Consider the following 20,232-nt stretch of genomic DNA (forward strand, 5'->3'; position numbering starts at 1 on the left):
ACTAAAATTTTAATTATCTAACTATACTACTAGTTTGCTTTTGCTAAAAAATGTTAATTTTAAAGCAGCTAATTTGATTTATCCCATATTGCATACCTATCAGTAATCTCTTTCCTCTTAATTCATCATGCGTAAACTTCTCCTTCTCCTATTACTGGCAGTCAGTATAGGTACGGCCATGGCCCAGCAGGCCGGACGAGTCTCGACGGCTCCGCGAGTAAACATCAAAGGAACCGTAGTAGACACCGTCAACGCGGCTTTGCCAGCTGCGACGGTCATGTTGCTAACCCCCAAAGACTCTACTCTCGTAAATTTTGGCCGCACAAACGACAAAGGTACTTTTGAGTTCCGAAACGTGAAAGCAGGCTCTTACCTGTTAAAAATCACGTTTGTCGGTTATTTACCCTACCAACAGGAAATCCACCCGGGCTCTGATCAAATCATGGATATGGGTAACATCAAATTAAAGCCCATCACCAGAGAGTTATTTGAGGTTGTCATCAAGGCTGCCAAAGCACCTTTGATGATTCGGGGCGATACAATTGAATATAACGTGAGTTCGTTCAAAGTTCCGCCGGGAGCAACCGTGGAGGATCTGCTTCGGAAGCTACCGGGTGTGAGCGTTGACCAGGATGGTAACATTCAGGCGCAGGGCCAGAGTGTTAATAAAGTGACTGTTGATGGAAAACTTTTCTTCGGCAGCGACCCCAAACAAGCCACAAAAAACCTGCCCGCCGAAGCTCTTTCCCGCGTACAAGTCTTCAATGATAAAACGGAACAGTCAAAGCTGACGGGCATTAATGACGGTAAAATCGAAAAGACGCTCAACCTGGAACTGAAAGAAAGCCATAAAAAAGGTGGCTTCGGCAAGTTTACGGCGGGTGCCGGTCCGCAATCAAAAGTCGCGGGAGCGCAAAGCGTTGCCCGGACCGAAGTTCGCGGAAACTACAACCGATTTAACACGAAAGAACAATTCTCCGTGATCGGCATGGGGAACAACGTCAACCAAACGGGCTTGTCCGGCGGTGATTATCAAGATTTTAGAGGTAGCCAATCTTATAACTGGGGCGATAATGCTGATTTTGGTTTCAGCAATGGCGGACGGGTTGTCTATTTCTCCGACGATGGGGACGGTGGTTTTTCAATTCCTCAATCGTACAACCGGGGCCGGGGCTTCTCCAACAACTTTGCCGGTGGTGCCAACTACAATTACGACACCAAGAAGTTCAAAGCAAGTTCGAGTTACTTCTATAACCAGATGCGCCAGACGCTCAATGCCGAAAATAACCGCGAGAATTTCCTGCCTGATAAAAGTTCCTTTGGCACCAACGATAACAATAGCCGGATCAACTTTAGCGCGAACCACCGTTTTTCCCTACGGGTCGAGCAAAACATTGATTCGCTCAACACGCTGATTCTGATCGCTAATGGCCGGATGAATAATGGGAATGATACCTACCGCAGCCAACAGGTTTTCTCCCGTCGGGCAAACCCGGATAGCCTGGCTAGACAAACCAGTGAGACGGAGATAAACAATAACAACCAGTATAATTCACTCGCTTTTATTACCTCGCTCATCTACCGGCATAAATTCAAGAAAAAAGGTCGCCAGTTTGCTGCCAGCGGCTCGTTCAGCTATAACAATACCGAAGGTTCAGGCAATCAAATTTCGAGAAGCCGTTATATTGGGTCAACAACGAGTACCGAAACGTTGCCAAATATCAATCAATCCAATGCGACAGACAGCCGCCAGAACGAGTTCAAATCAAGCCTTTTGTTCATTGAGCCGCTTTCCAAACGGTTTACCTGGGAGTCATTCTACAATTTTAGTCTCCGGTATGACGAAGTAGACCGCGATGTGTTCAACCAAGGTGGTGAGCGCCCCGTTCGCAACGATACGTTAAGCCGTTATTACACAAACGATTACCTCTACAACCGCTTAGGTACAGGTCTTCGCTACAGCTACAAAGGGCTAAACGTTTCGGTTGGATTGGCCGGACAGCAGTTCCGCCTCAATGGCCAGTTTGCGGCAGACCAAACTTCTACCGATTTTAAGAAAGTTGACCGTACGTTCAATACCTTCGTACCTAGTTTTGGATTTAGCTACGATTTGAAAAACAACCGGTATACTTATGTAGATTACTCGGCAGATGTTCAGATGCCTAATTCCCGCGATTTGCAACCAGTTATTGACAACAGCAATCCGCGCTACATCCGTGAAGGAAACCCGAACCTGCTTCCCCAAATGACGCACCGGGTTTACGGAGGTTTTCACATGTTCAACCCTGCTACGTTTATGAACATAAGTGCCAGCCTAAACTATAGCTACAATCAAAATCAGATTGTTTACAATCAGCTAGTCGACACCGAAACACTGGTCACTACCGTCATACCCGGTAATATTTCGTCGGGTGGTCAGAACTACGGAACGTACCTGAATTTTGGATTCCCGCTGAAAAAAACCAAAGCTACGATGAACTTCAACTCGTCGTTAAACTTTGGGCAGAATCCAGTTTTTGTGAACAACGTGCGTAACGAAACCAATTCCAATAACTATGGCTTTGGTACACGACTGGATTTAACGCCAACGGACAATTTCACCTTTTACGCAAACGCCAACTGGAACATTACGAACACGCGCTACTCGATCAATACGACACAGAACCAGCGTCTCTATAACTACCGATACAGTGCCGATGCGAACTTAAAGCTACCTTCTAATTTCTACCTGAACGGGAATTTCAACTATCAGGTGTCCATTAACCGGCGCTTTGCTTTCGATCAGCGTTTGCCCATCCTGAACTTATCGGTTTATAAAATATTCCTGAAAGATAATCGCGGAGAGCTACGCTTCACAGCCTACGATGTTTTCAAACGTAACTTAGGGGTTAATCAAAATGCTTCGTTAAATTTCGTTTCAACGGAGCGCGTACAAACGCTTTCCCGGTACTTCATGCTGAGCTTCTCGTATAACATTCGCGGGATGAGAACCCAGATTCGCCGGTAAGATTGGTCATCATTAACAGAGTCATCAAAATGAAAAAACTATTGCTCATAGCCTGCTGTCTACTTAGTCTGACCGCGCTGGCTCAAGACAAATCCGAGGGTGTAGTCACCTACGAACACGCTACCGACTGGGTTAAAATGAACTCCCAGCTCACTTTCCTGAGCAAGGAAGAAAAAGAGCGGATGGCGCAAACCTGGAAGAACGACGAGGTATATAAAACAAAGATGAAACTGGCTTTCAGCCCGACGCAAAGTTTGTATACGTATTTAAGTGACCAGGGCCAAAGCGAAGATGGCACCTATTCCTGGCGGCAGGATGACTACATCATCCAACGCGATTTCGAAAAAGAGAAGAAAACGGAAATCATTGAAATGCTGGGTAGAACCTACATTCTTGAAGACTCGTTACAAACGCCTAAATGGAAGGTACTGAACCAGTTGAAAGACATTGCGGGCTATGTTTGCATGAAAGCTGAAGCAAAAGATCCCCTCAAAGGGCATAAGCTGACCGCCTGGTTTTCCAGCGACATTCTGGTTCCTGCCGGTCCCGAGCAATCGTATGGCTTACCGGGTTTAATTATGGAACTGGACCTGAATGACGGTGCAGTGGTTATTACGGCCACAAAAGTGGAGTTCAAAGATGCCAAAAAAGACCTGGCATTACCGGCCAAGCTAAAAGGGAAGAAAATCAAGAACAGTGATTACAACAAGCTCATTTCGGAGCATATCCGGGATAGCATGAAGGCCCACCGAAATCCGTTCTGGGCAATTCGATACTAAGCAAAAAGGGCCGCTGAGCGGCCCTTTTTTATTTTGTTTCAGTGTTCTATTATACCAGATTATTCTTAAACGCATACGCCACCATACCGGCGGTATTCTTCGTAGCGGTCTTTTCCAGAATGCGCAACCGGTGGCCCTCCACCGTGCGGGGGCTCAGAAAGACCTTCTCGCTAATTTCCGCCGTGGAGAGGCCTTCGCAGATCAGTTTTAGAATTTCTTTTTCCCGCTCCGACAGCACCACTTTACTGTTGTAGAGCGATGGTTGCTTCACTACCGTTGCTTTGCTTGTCATCTTACGGTGCATCACCTTCGAGACAAAATCGTTCAGGTAAACGCCATCCTGCATAACGCGGTGTACGGCCTTCTCGACCTCATCCAAATCTGCATCTTTCAGTACATAGCCGCTCACGCCTTTCTCCAGCAAGTGCAGCACAAAGCGATCTTCATCGTGCATAGTTAGCATGATGATTTTAATATCGGGATGATGCTCCCGAATGTATTCGGTGGCGGCTACGCCATCCATAACAGGCATTTCGAGATCCAGTAAAACTACGTCCGGAATCCGACGCGTTAACTTGTCAATCAATTCCTGCCCGTTACTGGCTTCCAGGACTAATTCAAAATCAGGAATTTGACTTAGTACAGAAGCCATTCCTTTACGGAACAGATTATGGTCATCGGCTAGGGCAATGCGTATCTTTTTCATAGTCTGAGCTTGGCCTAAGCGACAAAGCTTACCTTATCCATTGTGTAATTTCTATCAGGCCTGTATAGGCTCCAACACCTCTTCAGGTACAAACTGGGGTGTCCGCACCTGCACATATACCCGGGATCCGCGACCTTTGGCAACATCAAACGTCACGCTGCCATCCACCACCGATAGGCGACTTTCAATGTTCCGCAGGCCCAGTCCGCGCCGCTTGTCACTCAGTACTTCATCCAGGTCAAAGCCATGACCATCGTCAATAACCGACAAGTTTAATTGTCCTGGCTCGCAACTCAACTGAATCTGAATGGTTTCGGCCTTTGCGTGTTTAATGGCATTATTGGTCAGTTCCTGCGCAATTCGGAACAGCATCAGATTTAAACTTGATGGCAACGAAGTGACTGTATCGGGGCAAATTATCTCAATGTGAATATCCCCCTGACTGATTACTTTTTCGGCTAGTTCTTCCAGCGCCGCTACTAAGCCAAAGCGTTCGAGGGTTGTTGGAACGAGGTCACGGCTAATCCGGCGTACATTGGAGATGGTTTCGTCGAGCAGCGATCGAGTTTTCTGTACCAGTATAATCGAAGCGGGATCGGTCTTTTCAATGCTACGCCCCAACTGATTCAGGCTTAACTTCGTAACAGAAAGCATTGTACCAATCTCATCGTGCAAATCCTGCGCAATGCGCCGCCGTTCCTGCTCCTGGCCTTGCAGCGTGGCCGTCATCAGCTCTTTGCGGTAGGTCTCCTGCATGTCTTTCATGACCAATTGCTGGCGGATCTGCTTTTGCTGATAATAGGCCACAAAGACAATAATAAATATCGCCATAACCAGCAATACGGCTGTTCCTACCGCAATGTATAATTTCATGTAAGCGTCCACTATATCCTGATGCTTAGGCGATCCAGAACAGCCCATCCAACCCGGAAGCCCCTCTGTATCGGAAAGTTAGTAAGAGATCTGTATTTCTGCAATTTATTTGAATACCGTTTACGAAAACGATTTTACGACCGACTGGGATACTTCCTGACGCCGTACCCAAAAGCCCGTTGCCAGAGTCATGTACAAAAAAGAGGACGCATATTGTGTCAATTCCCAATAAAAGGCATATTCTTTCCTATAAAGAGCCTCGTTAAAAAAAGGAAAGCGAATAAAAAGTAAAATAAACAAGGTTGCCGAAGCATACAGCGCAACACCAACACTGTTCCAAAACATGGCATGTTGCAACAGGTTTTCAACCAGCAAACTAGACAGCAAGCGGTGAAAATACATAGCCACAAACCCAATTAGTAGCAAACGCTCGATAGCCAGTATGTATTCAATTACCCTGGTCCACTGAAAGGCGTATAGAAAAATCGCTGCATAGACAGCCGTAAGTGCATAAATGGACCGGCTATAAGAAGCCTTCTTTATTTCCAAAGCATAACTCTGCCCTAGACCAATGACGGTAACCAGCGATGTGATGTTAACTAAAAAATGGTTATTACGCCCAAAGGCCGCGTAGTGGATCAAAACAAGCTCAATCCCAAACGTAATGGCAATCAGGCCAAAGACCGTTCGGTTTGCGGCATCGAGTTTCCGGTAGTTTACTATCCCTGATAATAAGCCGACCAGCAAGCATAAATCCTGCAGGAAGCTGAATGGGTATTTCAGAATTAAGTTCAGATACGGATCAAGCATCGGTAGCAAGTTGCACAATAATCCCTTTTCTCCTTCATCAACGCCCTAACTTATATCCCTGTTTTGCTTGCTCAAGCTGTATTTCACGGCGCTGGAGCCAGAAACCGACGGCCAGCGTTATGTAGAAAAATGAATTGAATGCCTGAGCAAAGTGCATATACCAGCTGAAATCGCCGTCGTTTGGATTGCCAAATGTAATTTTAACGAATAGAAAAATAAATAGTGTTCCCGAAGCATATAACAAGGCCCCCGCACTGATCCAGAAAAACGAATGCCCCATTAAATAATCAACTTTGAGTTCAGAAAGCAAATACTGAAAATAAAGAATCACATAGACAATCATCATTAGCCGCTGCACACCCAGCATGTAATCAGCAATACGCAACCATTCAAAGGAATAAATAGATATTGATAAGTAAATCAAAAAAGAGACCACAATAAATATCCTACTCCATTTTCTCATAATAATAGAGTAGTACATTCCCGCTAAACAGGCAGTTTCAATAATCGAACTTACATTTAATAAGAAGTGATTATTTTTACTCAAGGCGGCGTAATGAATTAGCAGTAATTCTACGAAAAAGCTAAGTACCAGCAACCAGAATAACCAACGGGCACCACCGTATACGTATCTATAACAAATTAGACCTGTCCCTAATGCAATCAAAAGGAACAGATCTGAAATGAACCAATCCGCGTAATTAATAAATAATCGGATGTACGGCTCAAGCATAGTAGAAAGGCTCAATTTAGTAAAAATTATGGAGTGCACGCAGGCGGACAAACTGGACCATCAGCCAATTCATCCCTGTTGCTTTCTCCTGGCATATCTTTTAATCCTATCTGTCTCTTTTCGTCCTGGGTGCGAATATCTTTTCCATTTGCGTCTACACCTATTAATACTAAACGGGGTATAAGGTGCGTTTTGCCATTTATTTCTTCCTCCCGCTTCGCATGGTAAATACGAATACCCACACAGTTAGGTTGATCCAGCAGCTTTTTTATGTTATTAGCTCCGAAAAATTCTGCTGTAACACATTCATAATCTGATAAATTTGTTTTCTTTTCGCGGTAAGTTTGTCTCAATTTTTTTGCTTCACCTGCTTGTACAAAGCGGCCTTCATTACCGTTAAACATGTTAAGTATAGATTATGGTAGATAAAAAAATAGTCATCGCAAAGATGTGGAAATTTTAACAATTTATAGCTAAGGCTTTGATTTACCGGTCATTGCCACATACGATCTAGTAGCTGATAACTTATTTAATTACGTATTCATATTTACTAACCCAGAATGAAGTTGTAGCAAAAAAACAAAATAGTATATACATTATTAGATTCACATTCCAGTAGTAATTAAAATCAGCGTGATTGATTACTTTGGATAAGACTACACTAGAAAATAAGGAAACAAAAAAAGTACCGGATGCCTGCAACATTAAACCGCTACTGAGCCAGAAATAAGAGTGAACCAATATATTACTTGCTTTTAAATCACTAATTAATTCAATGAAATACAACAAGGTTACTATTATTTCCACAACCCGGGTTAGCGTTAAAATGATGGGAGAGAAATCATCAGGCATCCAGAAAAAAATATCCGTGATTAAAACAATTAATAAAATGATTGCTATTCCTTTTCTGAATTGAGTTTTATTGATTGAAAGATAAAATATATAGCTAAAAAAAATAGCTTCTAAAATGGCTGATAAATTGTATAAGTAAAGGTTATTTAATCGATAGACGCCGTAAATTAAAGTAGTTATATCTCTGGCTAAAACAAAACTGAAAAAATAAGGCAAGTATTTTATTCCCAGTGGAAGGCATTTATAGTAAATGATACCCATTACTAATGGCATAAACGTAGCTAGGTTTGCCATTAACTCCAACGGGTACCTTATGTAAATCTCAATGATTCTATCGATCATCTAAACCTTATGATTAGAAGCGCAATTCTGTGGACAGGGTAGCCCATCGCCAAGCGCGTCGCCGTCACCACCGCCCTTAAGTCCTTCCCCATCTTCGAAAATATCTGATCCGTCTGAGCGAACACCCACAAGAACCAAGCGATTTTTTAACTCTCCTTTGCCATCCGATGTAGGATCTCCATTTTCATCTTCCCACCGATTCCCGTAGTAAATTCGTATGCCTACGCATTCTGTACGGCCCAGCAGCTTGTTGATACGATTGATGCCAAAAAATTCCGCCCGAATCACCTCCCCTGTTTGGATACCTTCCTTTTCAAGACAAAGCTGGGTCGTTCTAGCCGTTCTACGGAATAGTTTGGTACGCGCTTTGGCATCAGCTGCGGTTAAAAACCGCCCAACATTTCCATCGTATTTAGTGCGTTTCATGGCTAGAGCAATAAGCGGTAAACCTTCTTTGTCCTTACAATTTACCCACAAACATCAAGCCCCCAAACAGGCGACACCAAGAATTTATTATATAACTACCTAAAAATCAACACTTTTACCGATCAATAATTCTCAAAAACACGTAAAACTACGTAGGTTCACAAGTAGATACCCTTGTATTTTATCACTTGAATTTAGTGCATAATCAGGTGTTTATGCGCTACCGATAGTGCTTTTTTGATGGCTATTTTGCAATAGGATTGGTTGTAATCGTCGCCGCAAGGCGTACTCCATTATTTCTTATCTCATAGGTTAGGTCAAGGGAAAAAGCTCAGACAGATTGTCGGAGCTTTTTTTGATTTTTAATCCATAAGAAAAGGCGCCTAAGTTTCCCCGGCGCCTTTTATATAATCTAGTAAACTATTACTTCAATAAGTTGAGCAGATACTGCCCATAACCACTCTTGACCAGCGGCTGGGCAATGGCTTGCAGTTGCTCATCATTGATGTAGTCCATCCGATAGGCCACTTCTTCAATTGAGCCAATTTTCAAGCCCTGACGCTCTTCAATCACCTCTACAAACTGACCTGCCTGCATCAACGAAGCAAACGTGCCCGTGTCCAACCACGCCGTGCCCCGGTCCAGAATGCCGACCTTCAGCCGACCTTGCTCCAGGTACACTTTATTCACATCCGTGATCTCGTACTCCCCGCGCGGGCTAGGCTTGAGTTGCTTGGCAATTTCGACCACCTCGTTGTCGTAAAAATACAAACCCGGCACGGCATAATTCGATTTAGGTTGAGCCGGCTTCTCTTCGATCGACAACGCTTTCTTGTGGTCGTCAAATTCCACCACTCCGTAACGCTCCGGATCGTGCACCTTGTAGGCGAATACCACTCCGCCATCGGGGTCGTTGTTGGCTTGCAACAGCTTCGACAAGCCCGAACCGTAGAAGATGTTGTCCCCCAGAATCAGAGCCACCTTGTCATTGCCAATAAAATCAGCCCCAATCACAAAAGCCTGCGCCAGACCGTTAGGCTCAGGCTGCTCGGCGTAGCTGAACGAACAGCCCACCTTTGAGCCATCGCCCAGCAGTTTCTTGAAGTGCGGCAGATCATGCGGTGTCGAGATAACGAGAATCTCCCGAATCCCGGCCAACATCAGAATTGACAGCGGGTAATAAATCATGGGTTTGTCATACACCGGCATCAACTGCTTCGAAACAGCCAGAGTCAACGGGTGCAGACGTGTGCCGGAGCCCCCGGCCAGAATAATACCTTTCATAGTTTGAATGAGCGAGAGAGCGAAGGAGTGAAAGAGCGAATGCCAGGTTGCGCCAGCAATTCACTCTTTCGCTCTTTACCGCTTTCTCTCTTTAGTTACCGGTTGGCGTACATGTCCTGATAATACTGCTGATAATGACCCGAAGTCACGTTGTCCATCCACTCCTGGTTGGCTAAGAACCAGTCAACGGTTTTCTCCAACCCTTCGGCAAATTGCAACGAAGGCTCCCAGCCCAGCTCCCGCATAATCTTGTGCGCGTCAATGGCATACCGCAGATCGTGGCCCGCGCGGTCGGTGACATAAGTAATTAATTGCACTGACGTCCCTTCGGGCCGACCTAGCTTGCGGTCCATAATCTGGCACAGCAGGTGCACCAGGTCAATGTTTTTCCACTCGTTAAAGCCACCGATGTTATACGTTTCTCCGTTCTTACCATCGTGGAAAATAGTGTCAATCGCTCGGGCGTGATCAATCACATACAGCCAGTCGCGCACATTCTCGCCTTTGCCGTAGACCGGCAGTGGCTTGTTGTTCTGGATGTTATGAATCATCAACGGAATCAGCTTCTCGGGAAAGTGATTAGGCCCGTAGTTATTGGAACAGTTAGACAGCACAATGGGCAGTCCGTAGGTGTTGCCATAGGCCCGCACAAAGTGGTCGGAGGCTGCTTTGGAAGCCGAGTAAGGCGACTGTGGATCGTAAGGCGTCTCTTCGGTGAAGAAATCCTCGGGATTATGCAACGAGCCGTAAACTTCGTCGGTGGAGACGTGGTAGAAGCGTTTGCCTTCAAAGGCCCCTTTCCAGCTGTTTTTGGCGGCGTTAAGCAGGTTAACTGTACCCACCACATTGGTCAGCACGAAAGCCATGGGATCAGTGATGGAACGATCGACGTGGGACTCGGCGGCCAGGTGAATCACACCATCAAAGGCGGTTTGGGCGAAGAGTTGCTCCAGGAACGTGGCATCGGTGATGTCGCCTTTGACGAAGGTATAGTTGGAAGCCTGCTCGATATCGGTCAGGTTGGCCAGGTTACCGGCGTAGGTCAGCGCGTCGAGGTTGTAAATTTGGTAATCCGGGTATTTTTGGACGAACAAGCGGACCACGTGGGAACCGATGAAGCCTGCTCCACCGGTAATCAGAATATTTTTGCTCATAAAGTATGGATTTGAAGTTGACCGGTGCGGAGGCAGCTTTTACCAACCTGCCGAACGGCCTTCCTTATTTTGAGGTTAATTTTTGTTGCCAGCGCCAGGCATCGCGCAGGCTATCGGCCAGCGTTTTTTCCGCTTTCCAGCCCATGATGTTATTTACTTTATCAACCTCTGCGTAGATTTTCTCAACGTCACCCGGACGGCGGGGTCCAAGGGAATAATTCAGTTTCAGGTCGTTGACTTCCTCAAATGTTTGGACCAGTTCCAGCACGGTGTTGCCCTGTCCTGTACCCACATTAAATACATCGTAATAGTTGCCTTCTGTCTGCTTATCTAGCAAACGCAGCGCCTGAACATGGGCTTTAGCCAAGTCAACCACGTGGATATAATCCCGGATGCAAGTGCCGTCGGGCGTATTATAATCATCGCCAAAAATGGTAATTTTTTCGCGCAGCCCCGCCGCTGTTTGCGTTACGAAAGGCACCAGGTTACTTGGTACACCCAAAGGTAGCTCACCAATCAGAGCGGATGGGTGTGCCCCGATCGGATTAAAATAACGCAGGGAAATAGCCTTGATCGGCGCATTTGCCCGAACTACATCCCGGATGATATCTTCGCAAATCGCTTTCGTGTTTCCGTAGGGCGACTGTGCTGGCAGGCGGGGCGTCTCTTCCGTCACCGGCAGTTTTTCCGGCTGTCCATACACGGTGCAGGACGACGAAAAAACAAAGTTTTTTACCCCGTACTGTTCCATTTTTTCCAGCAGCAACATCGTTGAATCGAGGTTGTTCCGGTAGTATTTCATCGGTGAAGCCACCGATTCGCCTACTGCCTTGTAGGCCGCAAAATGAATAATTCCGGTGATTTGCTCTTTCTGAAAGATGGTGTCCAGCGCATCCGGGTCATTGCAGTCGTTCTCGTAGCAAATGACATCCCGACCCAGAATTTGTTGAAGTCCTTCGAGCGCTGAATGCTCAGAGTTAGAGAAGTTGTCGATGATGACAGGCTCATAACCAGCGTTAACGAGCTCTACCACCGTGTGCGAGCCAATGAAGCCTGCGCCGCCAGTAACTAGTATTTTCATTTGTTAGAGGTTTCTGAAAAAATTCTATCGTTGAGTTGGGCCTGTTCATGACCGCCGAATCAATCAACTCCCAGACCGAAAATGTACTGACTAGCGAAAATCTTTTTTGTAAAATTTTGTTACAAAACTAGGATGACTCTTGCTATTTGATGGCAAAAGTATAAAATTCAGGAGGCTTCTGAAAATTGTTTTTATCTTAGGGCTGGGTCGTCCCTGCATACGATCCTTGTGAAGTTGTAACGCCGAACCGATTCCCGTGAACGCGCATGATAAATAATAGTGAAATTAAGGCGTTGATTTCGTTATTGGACGACGAAGATCAGGAGATAACCGAACACGTTGAACAGCGTATTCGCCAGCTGGGTGGCCAGATGATTCCTTACCTCGAAAGTGAGTGGGAAGGGAGTTTTAATCCGGTTGTTCAGAAAAAAATAGAAGAGCTAATTCATGATTTGCAATACCAATCCGTTCTTGAACGAATCCGCGTCTGGAAAGAAGGCGGCAGCATCGATTTGCTGGAAGGACTCTGGATTATTGCTACCTATCAGTACCCGGATTTGTCCCTTGACAAACTCCGCCGCGATATTGAACAGCTTTACTACGAGGTCTGGCTGGAAGCCCGTTCAGACATGCATCCGGTTGATCAGATTAAAACGCTCAACCATGTTTTTTTCAATAAACTGAAGTTTGCAGCGAATACAAAGCACTTCCACTCTCCCTCTAATTCAATGATTAACATTGTGTTAGATACGCGGCGAGGAAATCCGATTTCGCTTTGTACCATCTACATGCTGATTGCCCAGAAACTGGGGATGCCGGTTTATGGAGTAAATCTGCCCAGCTTGTTTGTGTTGACCTATAAACAAGGGACGACGCAGTTTTACATCAATGTTTTTAACCGGGGTTTGGTTTTTTCCAAGTCTGACATTGATCATTACATTGGCCAGTTAAACCTCAAACCAACCGATACGTTCTACCAGCCCTGCCCGAATGTGGACATCATCCGGCGGGTGCTCCGAAACCTGATGCTCGCTTTTGAAAAAACGGGCGATACGGATCGGATGAAGGAAGTAGAAAAGATCATGGAGTCAATTCAGGATGAAGATGCGCAGCCACCTTTGTCCGATTATACCAACAAGTAAACTTTTTTCCTGAGTTCTGTCTGTTGAGGATAGGGCTCAGGCTTTTTTTTTATTCTCACAAAGCCACGGCAACCAAACCGGGTCCGGCTAAATAACACCGAATGGTTAATTTGGCGACATAGTCCGGCAAACGCACATGGCCAACCAACCACTCGGCTCCGTCTTCAAATGGCTCAACGTGGAGGTGCTCCCGGAAAGTAAGTTGCCGCTTACCATACAGTTTATACAGCGCTTCTTTTGCGCACCAATAGACGGCCAGGCGGGACAGATTTCCACCGGCATCCGCAATTTCATCATCTGACAGCACTCTTGGCACAACGCGGCCAAACTGGCTTCGGAAAGGCTCAATATCAATCCCTACCGCTCGCTCCGGGTGCCATACTGCCGCCGCCCAGCCCAACGTATGCGAAATCGAAACGTGCGCCTCTTGCCCGATCAGAAATGGTTTTCCGTGTTCATCTTTAGCCATTCCAGCATAGATCATTCCCTGGCTTTCCACGAGTTCACAAACAGCAGCCCGACAGGCCAGCCATTCGGTACGCTGGGCCGGATGCCGGATTGAATCCAGTTCGGCAAGCTCAACGGCAGTCAAGGGCAATGAGGCCCGCAACGTAGCCTCCTCTTCCTCAATTTTCCACAAAACAGCTACACAATCATCGTGCAGTAATAGCGTTTGTTGCAGGGGCATTCCTGAATCTGATTAATTTTGTTGTAAAAATAGCAGTCAGTACCGGTCTGCCGCCAACATCTCGCCCATGCTCATAAAAAAAGTTGACACCTTTGCCGGCCACCGCGATTGTGTTTATGCCCTGGCACCTGGTTCTGAGCCGGCCCAATTTTTTTCGGCTGGAGCCGATGGACAGGTGGTGCGCTGGCGCCTGGACAAGCCCGATCTGGGAAGGCTGGTTGCCCGCATTCCTTCCTCGGTGTACGCCATTACTTACGACGAAACGCACGAGCTGTTGTGGGTAGGCCAAAACTACGAAGGCCTTCACCTCATTCAGCCTGACCAGCAACGTGAAACCCACTCGGTTAAACTCACGACAGCCGCCATTTTTGACATTCAGCTAATTGATGATCTGGCGCTGCTTGCCCTGTCAGATGGGGTCGTGATTGTATTGGATACGTCTCCCCTGCCCGAGGCGCCCCCCGTGGTCAGGAAGCACCTGAAAGCCTCAAACAAAAGTGCCCGTTCCATCTCCATCCGACCCGATAAAAACGAATTTGCCGTTGGTTACAGCGACAATGATATCCGCATTTTTGATTTACAGAGTCTAGAACTGAAGCACCTCATTGCGGCGCACACAAACTCAGTTTTTACGGTTTGTTACTCTCCGGATAGTCGTTATTTGTTGTCGGCTGGTCGGGACGCGCATCTGAAAATCTGGGATGTAGCGCAGCATTATAAGCCGCTAGAATCCATTCCGGCGCATCTTTTTGCCATAAATCACATCGCTTATCATCCAGACGGCACTCTATTTGCTACGTGCAGCATGGATAAGTCGGTCAAGGTGTGGGATGCGCAGACGTTCAGGCTCCTTAAGGTGATCGACCGGGCGCGCCACGCTGGACACGGCACCTCGGTCAATAAACTTTGGTGGTCATCGTTTCATCAACAGCTTGTCTCTTGCGGCGACGATAAATTAATTTCGGTCTGGGAGGTTTCCCGGTAAGTAAACTATTTATCTTTTTTTCGCATATTCCAACTGTTATTCTGATTAAAATATTGATATTTTTGACCATCCACTCTTATTTTTCAATAAAACCACTAGTTATGTGGTCATTTCAACCCGAGCTGTTATGAAAATTACGCCCATCGAGATACGCCAGCACTCCTTTGAAAAAGCCATGCGTGGCTACCGAACTGATGAAGTGGAGGCTTTTCTGGCTTCGTTATCACAGGAATGGGAGCGCGTTCTGAGCGAACAGAAAATGCTCAAAATGCAGTTGGAATTAGCCGAAAAAGAACGCAATGAGCTTAAGGAGATTCAGCAGACGCTGTTCAAAATGCTCAAAACGGCGGAAGATACTAGTTCACAAATCACCGAACAGGCGCAACGGGCAGCAGAACAATACCTGAACGAAGCCAAGCAAAAAGCCGATGAGCAACTGGCCGACGCCCGCAAACGCTCTACGCTGATGGTTCAGGATGCTGAAAATCAGGCTCGCTACATCAAAGACAACGTGTTAACCGACCTGAAAACCATGGAGTATGACTTCAAGGCAATGGAACGGTATAAAGAAAGTCTGATTTCCCAAATCCGCACCTTGGCAGCCAATGCCGTTGAAAGCGTGGATCGGTTTGAAAAGAAATTTAACCAGCAATCCTTACAGTCCAAAATTGAGGAATTAAGCGTATCAGGGGAAACACCGGAGATTTCAGACGAGTTGCTTGTTGACCCAACCGCGCCCCGGCTCGATGAGGCAGATCATGAAGCGAAGGACCCATCAGAACTAGTTGTTGACCCAACAGCACCCGACCTAGAAAACGAATCGTTATCGGCAGAGGAAAATAAACTTTCGACGGACATTGGTGATCCGGTGACGGCCCAGGCTGACGAAGCGGGCGAAGCAGGCTTTCCTTTTGTAGAGTCTACGAACGATAACGATACGTTGCCGCAGGATTCGACCGATGATGACGTTCCTGCCGACGAAAAAGAGCCACAGCCAGCTCACGAAGCAACCGCCGAAAAACCGAAAAGTGGCGGATCTTTCTTCGATCAAATTTAAAGCAGAGGCGGGCCAACCCCGCCTTTTTCTTTTCTTTGTCAAAAATTGCGACACAAAGAAAGGTGGGCTAAAGACTCACCCCACTCATGGGAACCATTGCACTGGAAGGACTTGAATTTTTCGCCTATCACGGCTTTTCCGACGAAGAACAGAAGATCGGTAATAAATATTCGGTAGATATTACTGTAGCCACCGACTTTACCGAGGCCGCCCGCCAGGATCGCCTGAGCATGACGGTCAATTACGAAGAATTATACCGCATCACTTTAGCGGTCATGCAGCGCCCTGCGCGCCTACTGGAGCACATTGCTCACTCGATTTGCGAGGAGATTCGAAATCGGTATCCAGCCATCGAATCGGTTGAAGTGAGCGTTTCTAAATTTAATCCGCCCATCGGGGGTGTTTGCCACCGCTCAAAAATTACGCTTCGGGGCTAACATAAACCGGCGGTATTTCTTAATTTTCGGGAAATACCGCCACTTGGTCAGGCTGTTTAAACCGACGCTACCTGGTCTTTCAAGGTATCGAAGGAAATGCCCATATGCGATTCATCATAAACACAGGTACCATTTTGAATCAAAAGTACCTGCGGCGATTGATGATCCACGTCAAACGTATCCGCAATTTTATTGGAAACCGAGCGATAAGTAATCAAATCCAGGTAATACGGTTTGATCCCTGCTGCGTCGTTCCAGCTGCGTTCCAGCCGACTCAGGGCCATTGAACTAATGGAACAGCGCGTGCTGTGTTTAAAAATCAAAACCGGCTGTTGCGCCGATTCCTGCTTGATGGTTTCTAATTGGTCTTCGCTTTGCAGTTTATTCCAGTTCATAGCTCAAATACACACATAACTACAGACTGATAAGCTTTTTCGGCTCTGAAAAGTTTCGACTATCGCGGCGTAAGGTGGTAATTTGTAGCTTTGTGTTCTGATCAGCACTTTCCAACACGTTGTTTTCACTGCTCTATAATACGTCCATCTGGTTATACGGAGCGGCTATCCGCCTGGCGGCCCCTTTTCATACCAAAGCACGACAATCCGCTGAAGGTCAGCGTCATTTACTTGCTTCCATCCAAACGCGCTTAGCGGGCAATACGGCACCGGTTGCCTGGTTTCATGCGGCTTCTCTGGGCGAGTTCGAACAGGGGCGACCGGTCATCGAAGCCTTCCGAGAGCGTTATCCAGGCTATAAAATTCTGCTTACGTTTTTCTCTCCTTCGGGCTATGAAGTTAGAAAAAACTACGCCGGGGCAGACTATATCTTTTACCTGCCACTGGATATGCCTCAGAACGCAAAGCAGTTTGTGGGTCTGGTCAAACCGCGTATTGCTTTTTTCGTTAAATACGAATTTTGGCTCAATTACCTTCAGGAGCTGCACCAGCGCCGTGTGCCGACCATTTCCTTTTCGGCTATTTTTCGGCCTGGTCAGGTATTTTTTAAACTGTATGGGGGCGGTTACCGGAAATTGCTGACCTATTTCGACCACATTCTGGTTCAGAATCAACAGTCGCTGGATTTACTGAAGGGCATTGGCCTTACGAACCTTACCCTGGCGGGCGATACGCGCTTCGACCGGGTAGCGCAAATTGTCGCCAATAAGAAAGAAATACCGGTTGCTCAGCTTTTTAAAGGGAATCAGCCTTTGGTAGTAATTGGTAGCGCCTGGCAGGCCGATCTGGACGTACTGATTCCTTTTTTAAACCGATTTGACCAGCCGCTGAAAGTAATTATTGCGCCGCACGAAATTCATACCGACGAGATAGAACGCTGGCGCGGACAGTTGCGAGGGACTAGCATCCGGTATTCGGAAACCCAGACCTCCGGCTTCGAATCAGCCTCTTTAGCCTCAAGCACCGTACTGATTATTGATAACATTGGCATGCTTTCTTCTTTGTATCAATATGGTGACTATGCGTACGTTGGCGGCGCTTTCGGGAAGGGATTGCACAACATTCTGGAAGCGGCGACTTTCGGAATGCCCCTGTTTTTTGGTCCATCTTACCAGAAATTTCAGGAAGCCATTGATTTAGTGCAGGAAGGCGGTGCCTTTCCGGTAGCAGACACGGCTGAGTTGGAAGCTACTTTTCGGCGGCTTTATCAGGATCAGGCAGCCCATCAGAAGGCAACTGAAATCAGTCGTCAGTATGTGCTGCGGAACATTGGCGCAACCGGAAAGGTTATGGAAGTTATACAGGATTACTCACTCATTGACTGATTTACCCTTGGCTATCGGCTTAGTTATACGATCTACCGGTTCGTGGTATGATGTTCGCAGCGAGAACGGACATACGTACCGCGCCCGCTTAAAAGGAAAATTTAAAATTAAAGGGCTGAAGGTAACCAATCCGATAGCCGTTGGCGACCGGGTGCGGTACGAGCTTGAGGATGAAGCGGAAAACACAGCCATCATCACTGATATTGAGCCACGCGACAATTACATCATTCGGCAATCTGTCCATAAAACGGCGCATGGCCATATTTTGGCGGCTAATCTTGATCAGGCCGTTTTAATTGTAACGTTGACATTTCCCCGTACATCGCTGGGTTTTATCGACCGCTTTCTGGTAACCGCTGAATCGTTCCGCATTCCGACGACGCTAGTTTTCAACAAAACGGATATTTTGAGCGAAGAAGGTGTAGAATACCAACAGGAGATCCAGCAACTCTACGAGCAAATTGGTTACCCGACGCTGGCTACCTCCGCCACCGAAAAAAGAGGAGTTGATGAGTTTCGGGCGTTGCTAGACCAGAAAATCACGCTTCTTTCCGGGCATTCTGGCGTCGGAAAATCGTCACTTGTCAACGCTGTTTCGCCGGACTTACATCTGAAAACCAACGAAGTATCTACTTTTGCCAACAAAGGCGTTCATACCACCACGTTCGCCGAAATGTTTGAACTGGCTCCGAACACCTTTATCATCGATACGCCCGGTATCAAAGAACTGGGACTGGCCGACATAGAAAAAGAAGAAATCAGCCATTATTTTCCAGAAATGCGCGAGCGCCTCAACCAATGTCGCTACCATAACTGCCTGCATATCAACGAACCCGGTTGCGCCATCAAAGATGCGGTCGGTGAAGGAGAAATTGCCGAGAGCCGCTACTGGAGCTACCTGAGCATGGTGGAAGGGGAAGATAACCGGCGATAACTTGCTCTTTTACGTCAGCTTATCTTTCAGGCGATTGATTGGATTTTCCAGTAAATACCAGGATAAGCTGGCCAGAACAACGGTTATACTCAGGCAGTAGGCGAGTTTCAACAAAATCCAGTTATCCAGGGCAGGTATAGCCGCTACCCATTCATTCCAAGGGCTCATTAACACAAAATCATAGTTCATATAAAAGGCGTTGTAAACAAAAGCATGGATGAGGTACAAACCGTAGCTAATCCTTCCTATATATTGGCTAAATGGGTTTTCCAGTAGCCATTTTCCCACTCCTTTATACCCAATAACAGCTCCCCCTATGATAAAAGCCCCCATGACGGAAGCACAAAAACGATCCCACAAAGCCGGATACACTTTGTGAAATGACTCATTGTTCATAGATAAGGCCAACAGACAACTATATAAAGCTACACTGCTGATAATTAACCAGGTATTGCTAAATATTTTCTGAAAAAGCGTGGGCTTATATAAATACCAGTAAGCGAGCAGCGCGCCCAACCCGAAAGAATCCAGACAGGCCGGCGTGGCGACGTAGGATACCATCAACGGGAGTGGCCACCGATAAACCATATACCGAACAGCAAAACTAACCAACATGGTCCCTATTACCAGCCAGGGTACCAGGCGTTTAGGTAAGAAGAAAAGTACGAATGGTACGACCAGATACACTTGCTCCTCCACCGCCAGCGACCAGAAATGATCAATGCTCCCAAGCCAGGTTCTATGAATAATCATGTAAATATTGGTCGCATACAAGGCGCTCCAGACCAAAGTTTCACGAACGGGTGGCACATTCAGGACGGCAAGAAGAATCAGAATCGCGTAGTAGAGCGGAAAAATGCGTAGCGTCCGACGAATATAAAACGTTTTAATGTATCGCTTAAACCCACCCTGCTGACCAGCAAGCTTTTCTTTGCTGGTCAGCAAGATTCGGGTAATAAGAAAGCCACTCAGGACAAAAAATAGTGTTACGCCTAAAGGGCCCAACGGCAATATGTTACGAGCGCCAAGCCAATGTTCTAGCAAAACGAATAAAACGGCCAGACAACGCAGGCCGTCTAACTGGGGAAGGTAATTCGTTTGGTTCACAGCCATCGCCGGCCTAATAGGCTCACTATCTCTTCTGGCTAACGCTATTCCCTTC

21 protein-coding genes are annotated in these 20,232 nt (G+C 46.6%); 8 read left to right on the forward strand and 13 right to left on the reverse strand.

From position 1 onward, the window contains the following. The first annotated feature begins 127 nt into the window (after positions 1 to 127). Both L0Y31_RS20750 and L0Y31_RS20755 read left to right on the forward strand, forming a co-directional pair. On the forward strand, positions 128 to 3,007 hold the full coding sequence (locus L0Y31_RS20750; RefSeq protein WP_234735000.1) for an outer membrane beta-barrel protein: 2,880 nt from the start codon (positions 128 to 130) through the stop codon (positions 3,005 to 3,007). A gap of 29 nt (positions 3,008 to 3,036) precedes the next feature. Then, positions 3,037 to 3,786, forward strand: coding sequence for a GLPGLI family protein (locus tag L0Y31_RS20755; RefSeq protein WP_234735001.1), 750 nt, complete (start codon positions 3,037 to 3,039; stop codon positions 3,784 to 3,786). Positions 3,787 to 3,835: 49 nt separating this feature from the next. Here L0Y31_RS20755 and L0Y31_RS20760 read toward each other — a convergent pair whose 3' ends face one another. From L0Y31_RS20760 to galE, 10 genes are all read right to left on the reverse strand, one after another. Further along, positions 3,836 to 4,492 (reverse strand): response regulator transcription factor, encoded by a 657-nt coding sequence (locus L0Y31_RS20760; protein ID WP_234735002.1) that lies wholly within the window; start codon positions 4,490 to 4,492, stop codon positions 3,836 to 3,838. Positions 4,493 to 4,546: 54 nt separating this feature from the next. Continuing rightward, the gene (locus L0Y31_RS20765; protein ID WP_234735003.1) at positions 4,547 to 5,365 is read right to left on the reverse strand and encodes a sensor histidine kinase; all 819 of its coding nucleotides are present in this window, start codon (positions 5,363 to 5,365) and stop codon (positions 4,547 to 4,549) included. 120 nt (positions 5,366 to 5,485) lie between these two features. Continuing rightward, positions 5,486 to 6,175, reverse strand: coding sequence for a hypothetical protein (locus tag L0Y31_RS20770; protein WP_234735004.1), 690 nt, complete (start codon positions 6,173 to 6,175; stop codon positions 5,486 to 5,488). Between the two features lie 37 nt (positions 6,176 to 6,212). Next, positions 6,213 to 6,908, reverse strand: coding sequence for a hypothetical protein (locus L0Y31_RS20775; RefSeq protein WP_234735005.1), 696 nt, complete (start codon positions 6,906 to 6,908; stop codon positions 6,213 to 6,215). Positions 6,909 to 6,934: 26 nt separating this feature from the next. After that, entirely contained in the window at positions 6,935 to 7,312 is a 378-nt protein-coding gene (locus L0Y31_RS20780; protein WP_234735006.1) for a hypothetical protein, read from the reverse strand. Positions 7,313 to 7,433: 121 nt separating this feature from the next. Next, a complete protein-coding gene (locus L0Y31_RS20785; RefSeq protein WP_234735007.1) occupies positions 7,434 to 8,054 on the reverse strand; it encodes a hypothetical protein in 621 nt (206 codons plus the stop codon). A gap of 48 nt (positions 8,055 to 8,102) precedes the next feature. Further along, on the reverse strand, positions 8,103 to 8,528 hold the full coding sequence (locus L0Y31_RS20790; RefSeq protein ID WP_234735008.1) for a hypothetical protein: 426 nt from the start codon (positions 8,526 to 8,528) through the stop codon (positions 8,103 to 8,105). 423 nt (positions 8,529 to 8,951) lie between these two features. After that, entirely contained in the window at positions 8,952 to 9,812 is an 861-nt protein-coding gene (rfbA, locus tag L0Y31_RS20795; RefSeq protein ID WP_234735009.1) for a glucose-1-phosphate thymidylyltransferase RfbA, read from the reverse strand. 95 nt (positions 9,813 to 9,907) lie between these two features. Next, on the reverse strand, positions 9,908 to 10,966 hold the full coding sequence (rfbB, locus tag L0Y31_RS20800; protein WP_234735010.1) for a dTDP-glucose 4,6-dehydratase: 1,059 nt from the start codon (positions 10,964 to 10,966) through the stop codon (positions 9,908 to 9,910). A gap of 64 nt (positions 10,967 to 11,030) precedes the next feature. Continuing rightward, the gene (gene galE / locus L0Y31_RS20805; RefSeq protein ID WP_234735011.1) at positions 11,031 to 12,047 is read right to left on the reverse strand and encodes a UDP-glucose 4-epimerase GalE; all 1,017 of its coding nucleotides are present in this window, start codon (positions 12,045 to 12,047) and stop codon (positions 11,031 to 11,033) included. Between the two features lie 269 nt (positions 12,048 to 12,316). Between galE and L0Y31_RS20810 the strand changes: the two genes are divergently transcribed. Next, positions 12,317 to 13,189, forward strand: coding sequence for a transglutaminase-like domain-containing protein (locus tag L0Y31_RS20810; protein WP_234737217.1), 873 nt, complete (start codon positions 12,317 to 12,319; stop codon positions 13,187 to 13,189). A 55-nt stretch (positions 13,190 to 13,244) separates the two neighbouring features. Here L0Y31_RS20810 and L0Y31_RS20815 read toward each other — a convergent pair whose 3' ends face one another. Then, complete coding sequence (locus tag L0Y31_RS20815) at positions 13,245 to 13,877, reverse strand: 4'-phosphopantetheinyl transferase family protein (protein ID WP_234735012.1); 633 nt, start codon at positions 13,875 to 13,877, stop codon at positions 13,245 to 13,247. Positions 13,878 to 13,944: 67 nt separating this feature from the next. Between L0Y31_RS20815 and L0Y31_RS20820 the strand changes: the two genes are divergently transcribed. From L0Y31_RS20820 to folB, 3 genes are all read left to right on the forward strand, one after another. Further along, positions 13,945 to 14,862 (forward strand): WD40 repeat domain-containing protein, encoded by a 918-nt coding sequence (locus L0Y31_RS20820; protein WP_234735013.1) that lies wholly within the window; start codon positions 13,945 to 13,947, stop codon positions 14,860 to 14,862. A 127-nt stretch (positions 14,863 to 14,989) separates the two neighbouring features. Continuing rightward, a complete protein-coding gene (locus L0Y31_RS20825) occupies positions 14,990 to 15,919 on the forward strand; it encodes a DivIVA domain-containing protein (protein WP_234735014.1) in 930 nt (309 codons plus the stop codon). A gap of 86 nt (positions 15,920 to 16,005) precedes the next feature. After that, on the forward strand, positions 16,006 to 16,356 hold the full coding sequence (gene folB, locus L0Y31_RS20830) for a dihydroneopterin aldolase (RefSeq protein WP_234735015.1): 351 nt from the start codon (positions 16,006 to 16,008) through the stop codon (positions 16,354 to 16,356). Positions 16,357 to 16,412: 56 nt separating this feature from the next. Here the strand turns inward: folB and ytxJ are convergent, their stop codons facing one another. Continuing rightward, the gene (gene ytxJ / locus L0Y31_RS20835; RefSeq protein WP_234735016.1) at positions 16,413 to 16,751 is read right to left on the reverse strand and encodes a bacillithiol system redox-active protein YtxJ; all 339 of its coding nucleotides are present in this window, start codon (positions 16,749 to 16,751) and stop codon (positions 16,413 to 16,415) included. 119 nt (positions 16,752 to 16,870) lie between these two features. On the opposite strand from ytxJ, the gene L0Y31_RS20840 reads away from it, so the two are divergent. Together L0Y31_RS20840 and rsgA are read left to right on the forward strand one after the other, a co-directional pair. Further along, on the forward strand, positions 16,871 to 18,136 hold the full coding sequence (locus L0Y31_RS20840) for a 3-deoxy-D-manno-octulosonic acid transferase (RefSeq protein WP_234735017.1): 1,266 nt from the start codon (positions 16,871 to 16,873) through the stop codon (positions 18,134 to 18,136). A gap of 7 nt (positions 18,137 to 18,143) precedes the next feature. Beyond that, positions 18,144 to 19,070 (forward strand): ribosome small subunit-dependent GTPase A, encoded by a 927-nt coding sequence (rsgA, locus tag L0Y31_RS20845; protein WP_234735018.1) that lies wholly within the window; start codon positions 18,144 to 18,146, stop codon positions 19,068 to 19,070. Between the two features lie 9 nt (positions 19,071 to 19,079). Here the strand turns inward: rsgA and L0Y31_RS20850 are convergent, their stop codons facing one another. Then, a complete protein-coding gene (locus L0Y31_RS20850; RefSeq protein WP_234735019.1) occupies positions 19,080 to 20,183 on the reverse strand; it encodes an acyltransferase family protein in 1,104 nt (367 codons plus the stop codon). Between the last annotated feature and the right edge of the window lie 49 nt (positions 20,184 to 20,232).

It is taken from the genome of Tellurirhabdus bombi (assembly GCF_021484805.1).
GTDB classification, from domain to species: Bacteria; Bacteroidota; Bacteroidia; order Cytophagales; family Spirosomataceae; genus Tellurirhabdus; species Tellurirhabdus bombi.

Coding starts and splice junctions, on each gene's coding strand:
- L0Y31_RS20755 (WP_234735001.1), top strand. CDS start 3,037: ATGAAAAAACTATTGCTCATAGCCTGCTGTCTACTTAGTCTGACCGCG.
- ytxJ (WP_234735016.1), bottom strand. CDS start 16,751: ATGAACTGGAATAAACTGCAAAGCGAAGACCAATTAGAAACCATCAAG.
- L0Y31_RS20815 (WP_234735012.1), bottom strand. CDS start 13,877: ATGCCCCTGCAACAAACGCTATTACTGCACGATGATTGTGTAGCTGTT.
- L0Y31_RS20765 (WP_234735003.1), bottom strand. CDS start 5,365: ATGAAATTATACATTGCGGTAGGAACAGCCGTATTGCTGGTTATGGCG.
- L0Y31_RS20770 (WP_234735004.1), bottom strand. CDS start 6,175: ATGCTTGATCCGTATCTGAACTTAATTCTGAAATACCCATTCAGCTTC.
- L0Y31_RS20780 (WP_234735006.1), bottom strand. CDS start 7,312: ATGTTTAACGGTAATGAAGGCCGCTTTGTACAAGCAGGTGAAGCAAAA.
- L0Y31_RS20820 (WP_234735013.1), top strand. CDS start 13,945: ATGCTCATAAAAAAAGTTGACACCTTTGCCGGCCACCGCGATTGTGTT.
- rfbA (WP_234735009.1), bottom strand. CDS start 9,812: ATGAAAGGTATTATTCTGGCCGGGGGCTCCGGCACACGTCTGCACCCG.
- L0Y31_RS20760 (WP_234735002.1), bottom strand. CDS start 4,492: ATGAAAAAGATACGCATTGCCCTAGCCGATGACCATAATCTGTTCCGT.
- L0Y31_RS20850 (WP_234735019.1), bottom strand. CDS start 20,183: ATGGCTGTGAACCAAACGAATTACCTTCCCCAGTTAGACGGCCTGCGT.
- L0Y31_RS20750 (WP_234735000.1), top strand. CDS start 128: ATGCGTAAACTTCTCCTTCTCCTATTACTGGCAGTCAGTATAGGTACG.
- rfbB (WP_234735010.1), bottom strand. CDS start 10,966: ATGAGCAAAAATATTCTGATTACCGGTGGAGCAGGCTTCATCGGTTCC.
- L0Y31_RS20825 (WP_234735014.1), top strand. CDS start 14,990: ATGAAAATTACGCCCATCGAGATACGCCAGCACTCCTTTGAAAAAGCC.
- galE (WP_234735011.1), bottom strand. CDS start 12,047: ATGAAAATACTAGTTACTGGCGGCGCAGGCTTCATTGGCTCGCACACG.
- L0Y31_RS20790 (WP_234735008.1), bottom strand. CDS start 8,528: ATGAAACGCACTAAATACGATGGAAATGTTGGGCGGTTTTTAACCGCA.
- L0Y31_RS20775 (WP_234735005.1), bottom strand. CDS start 6,908: ATGCTTGAGCCGTACATCCGATTATTTATTAATTACGCGGATTGGTTC.
- folB (WP_234735015.1), top strand. CDS start 16,006: ATGGGAACCATTGCACTGGAAGGACTTGAATTTTTCGCCTATCACGGC.
- L0Y31_RS20785 (WP_234735007.1), bottom strand. CDS start 8,054: ATGGCAAACCTAGCTACGTTTATGCCATTAGTAATGGGTATCATTTAC.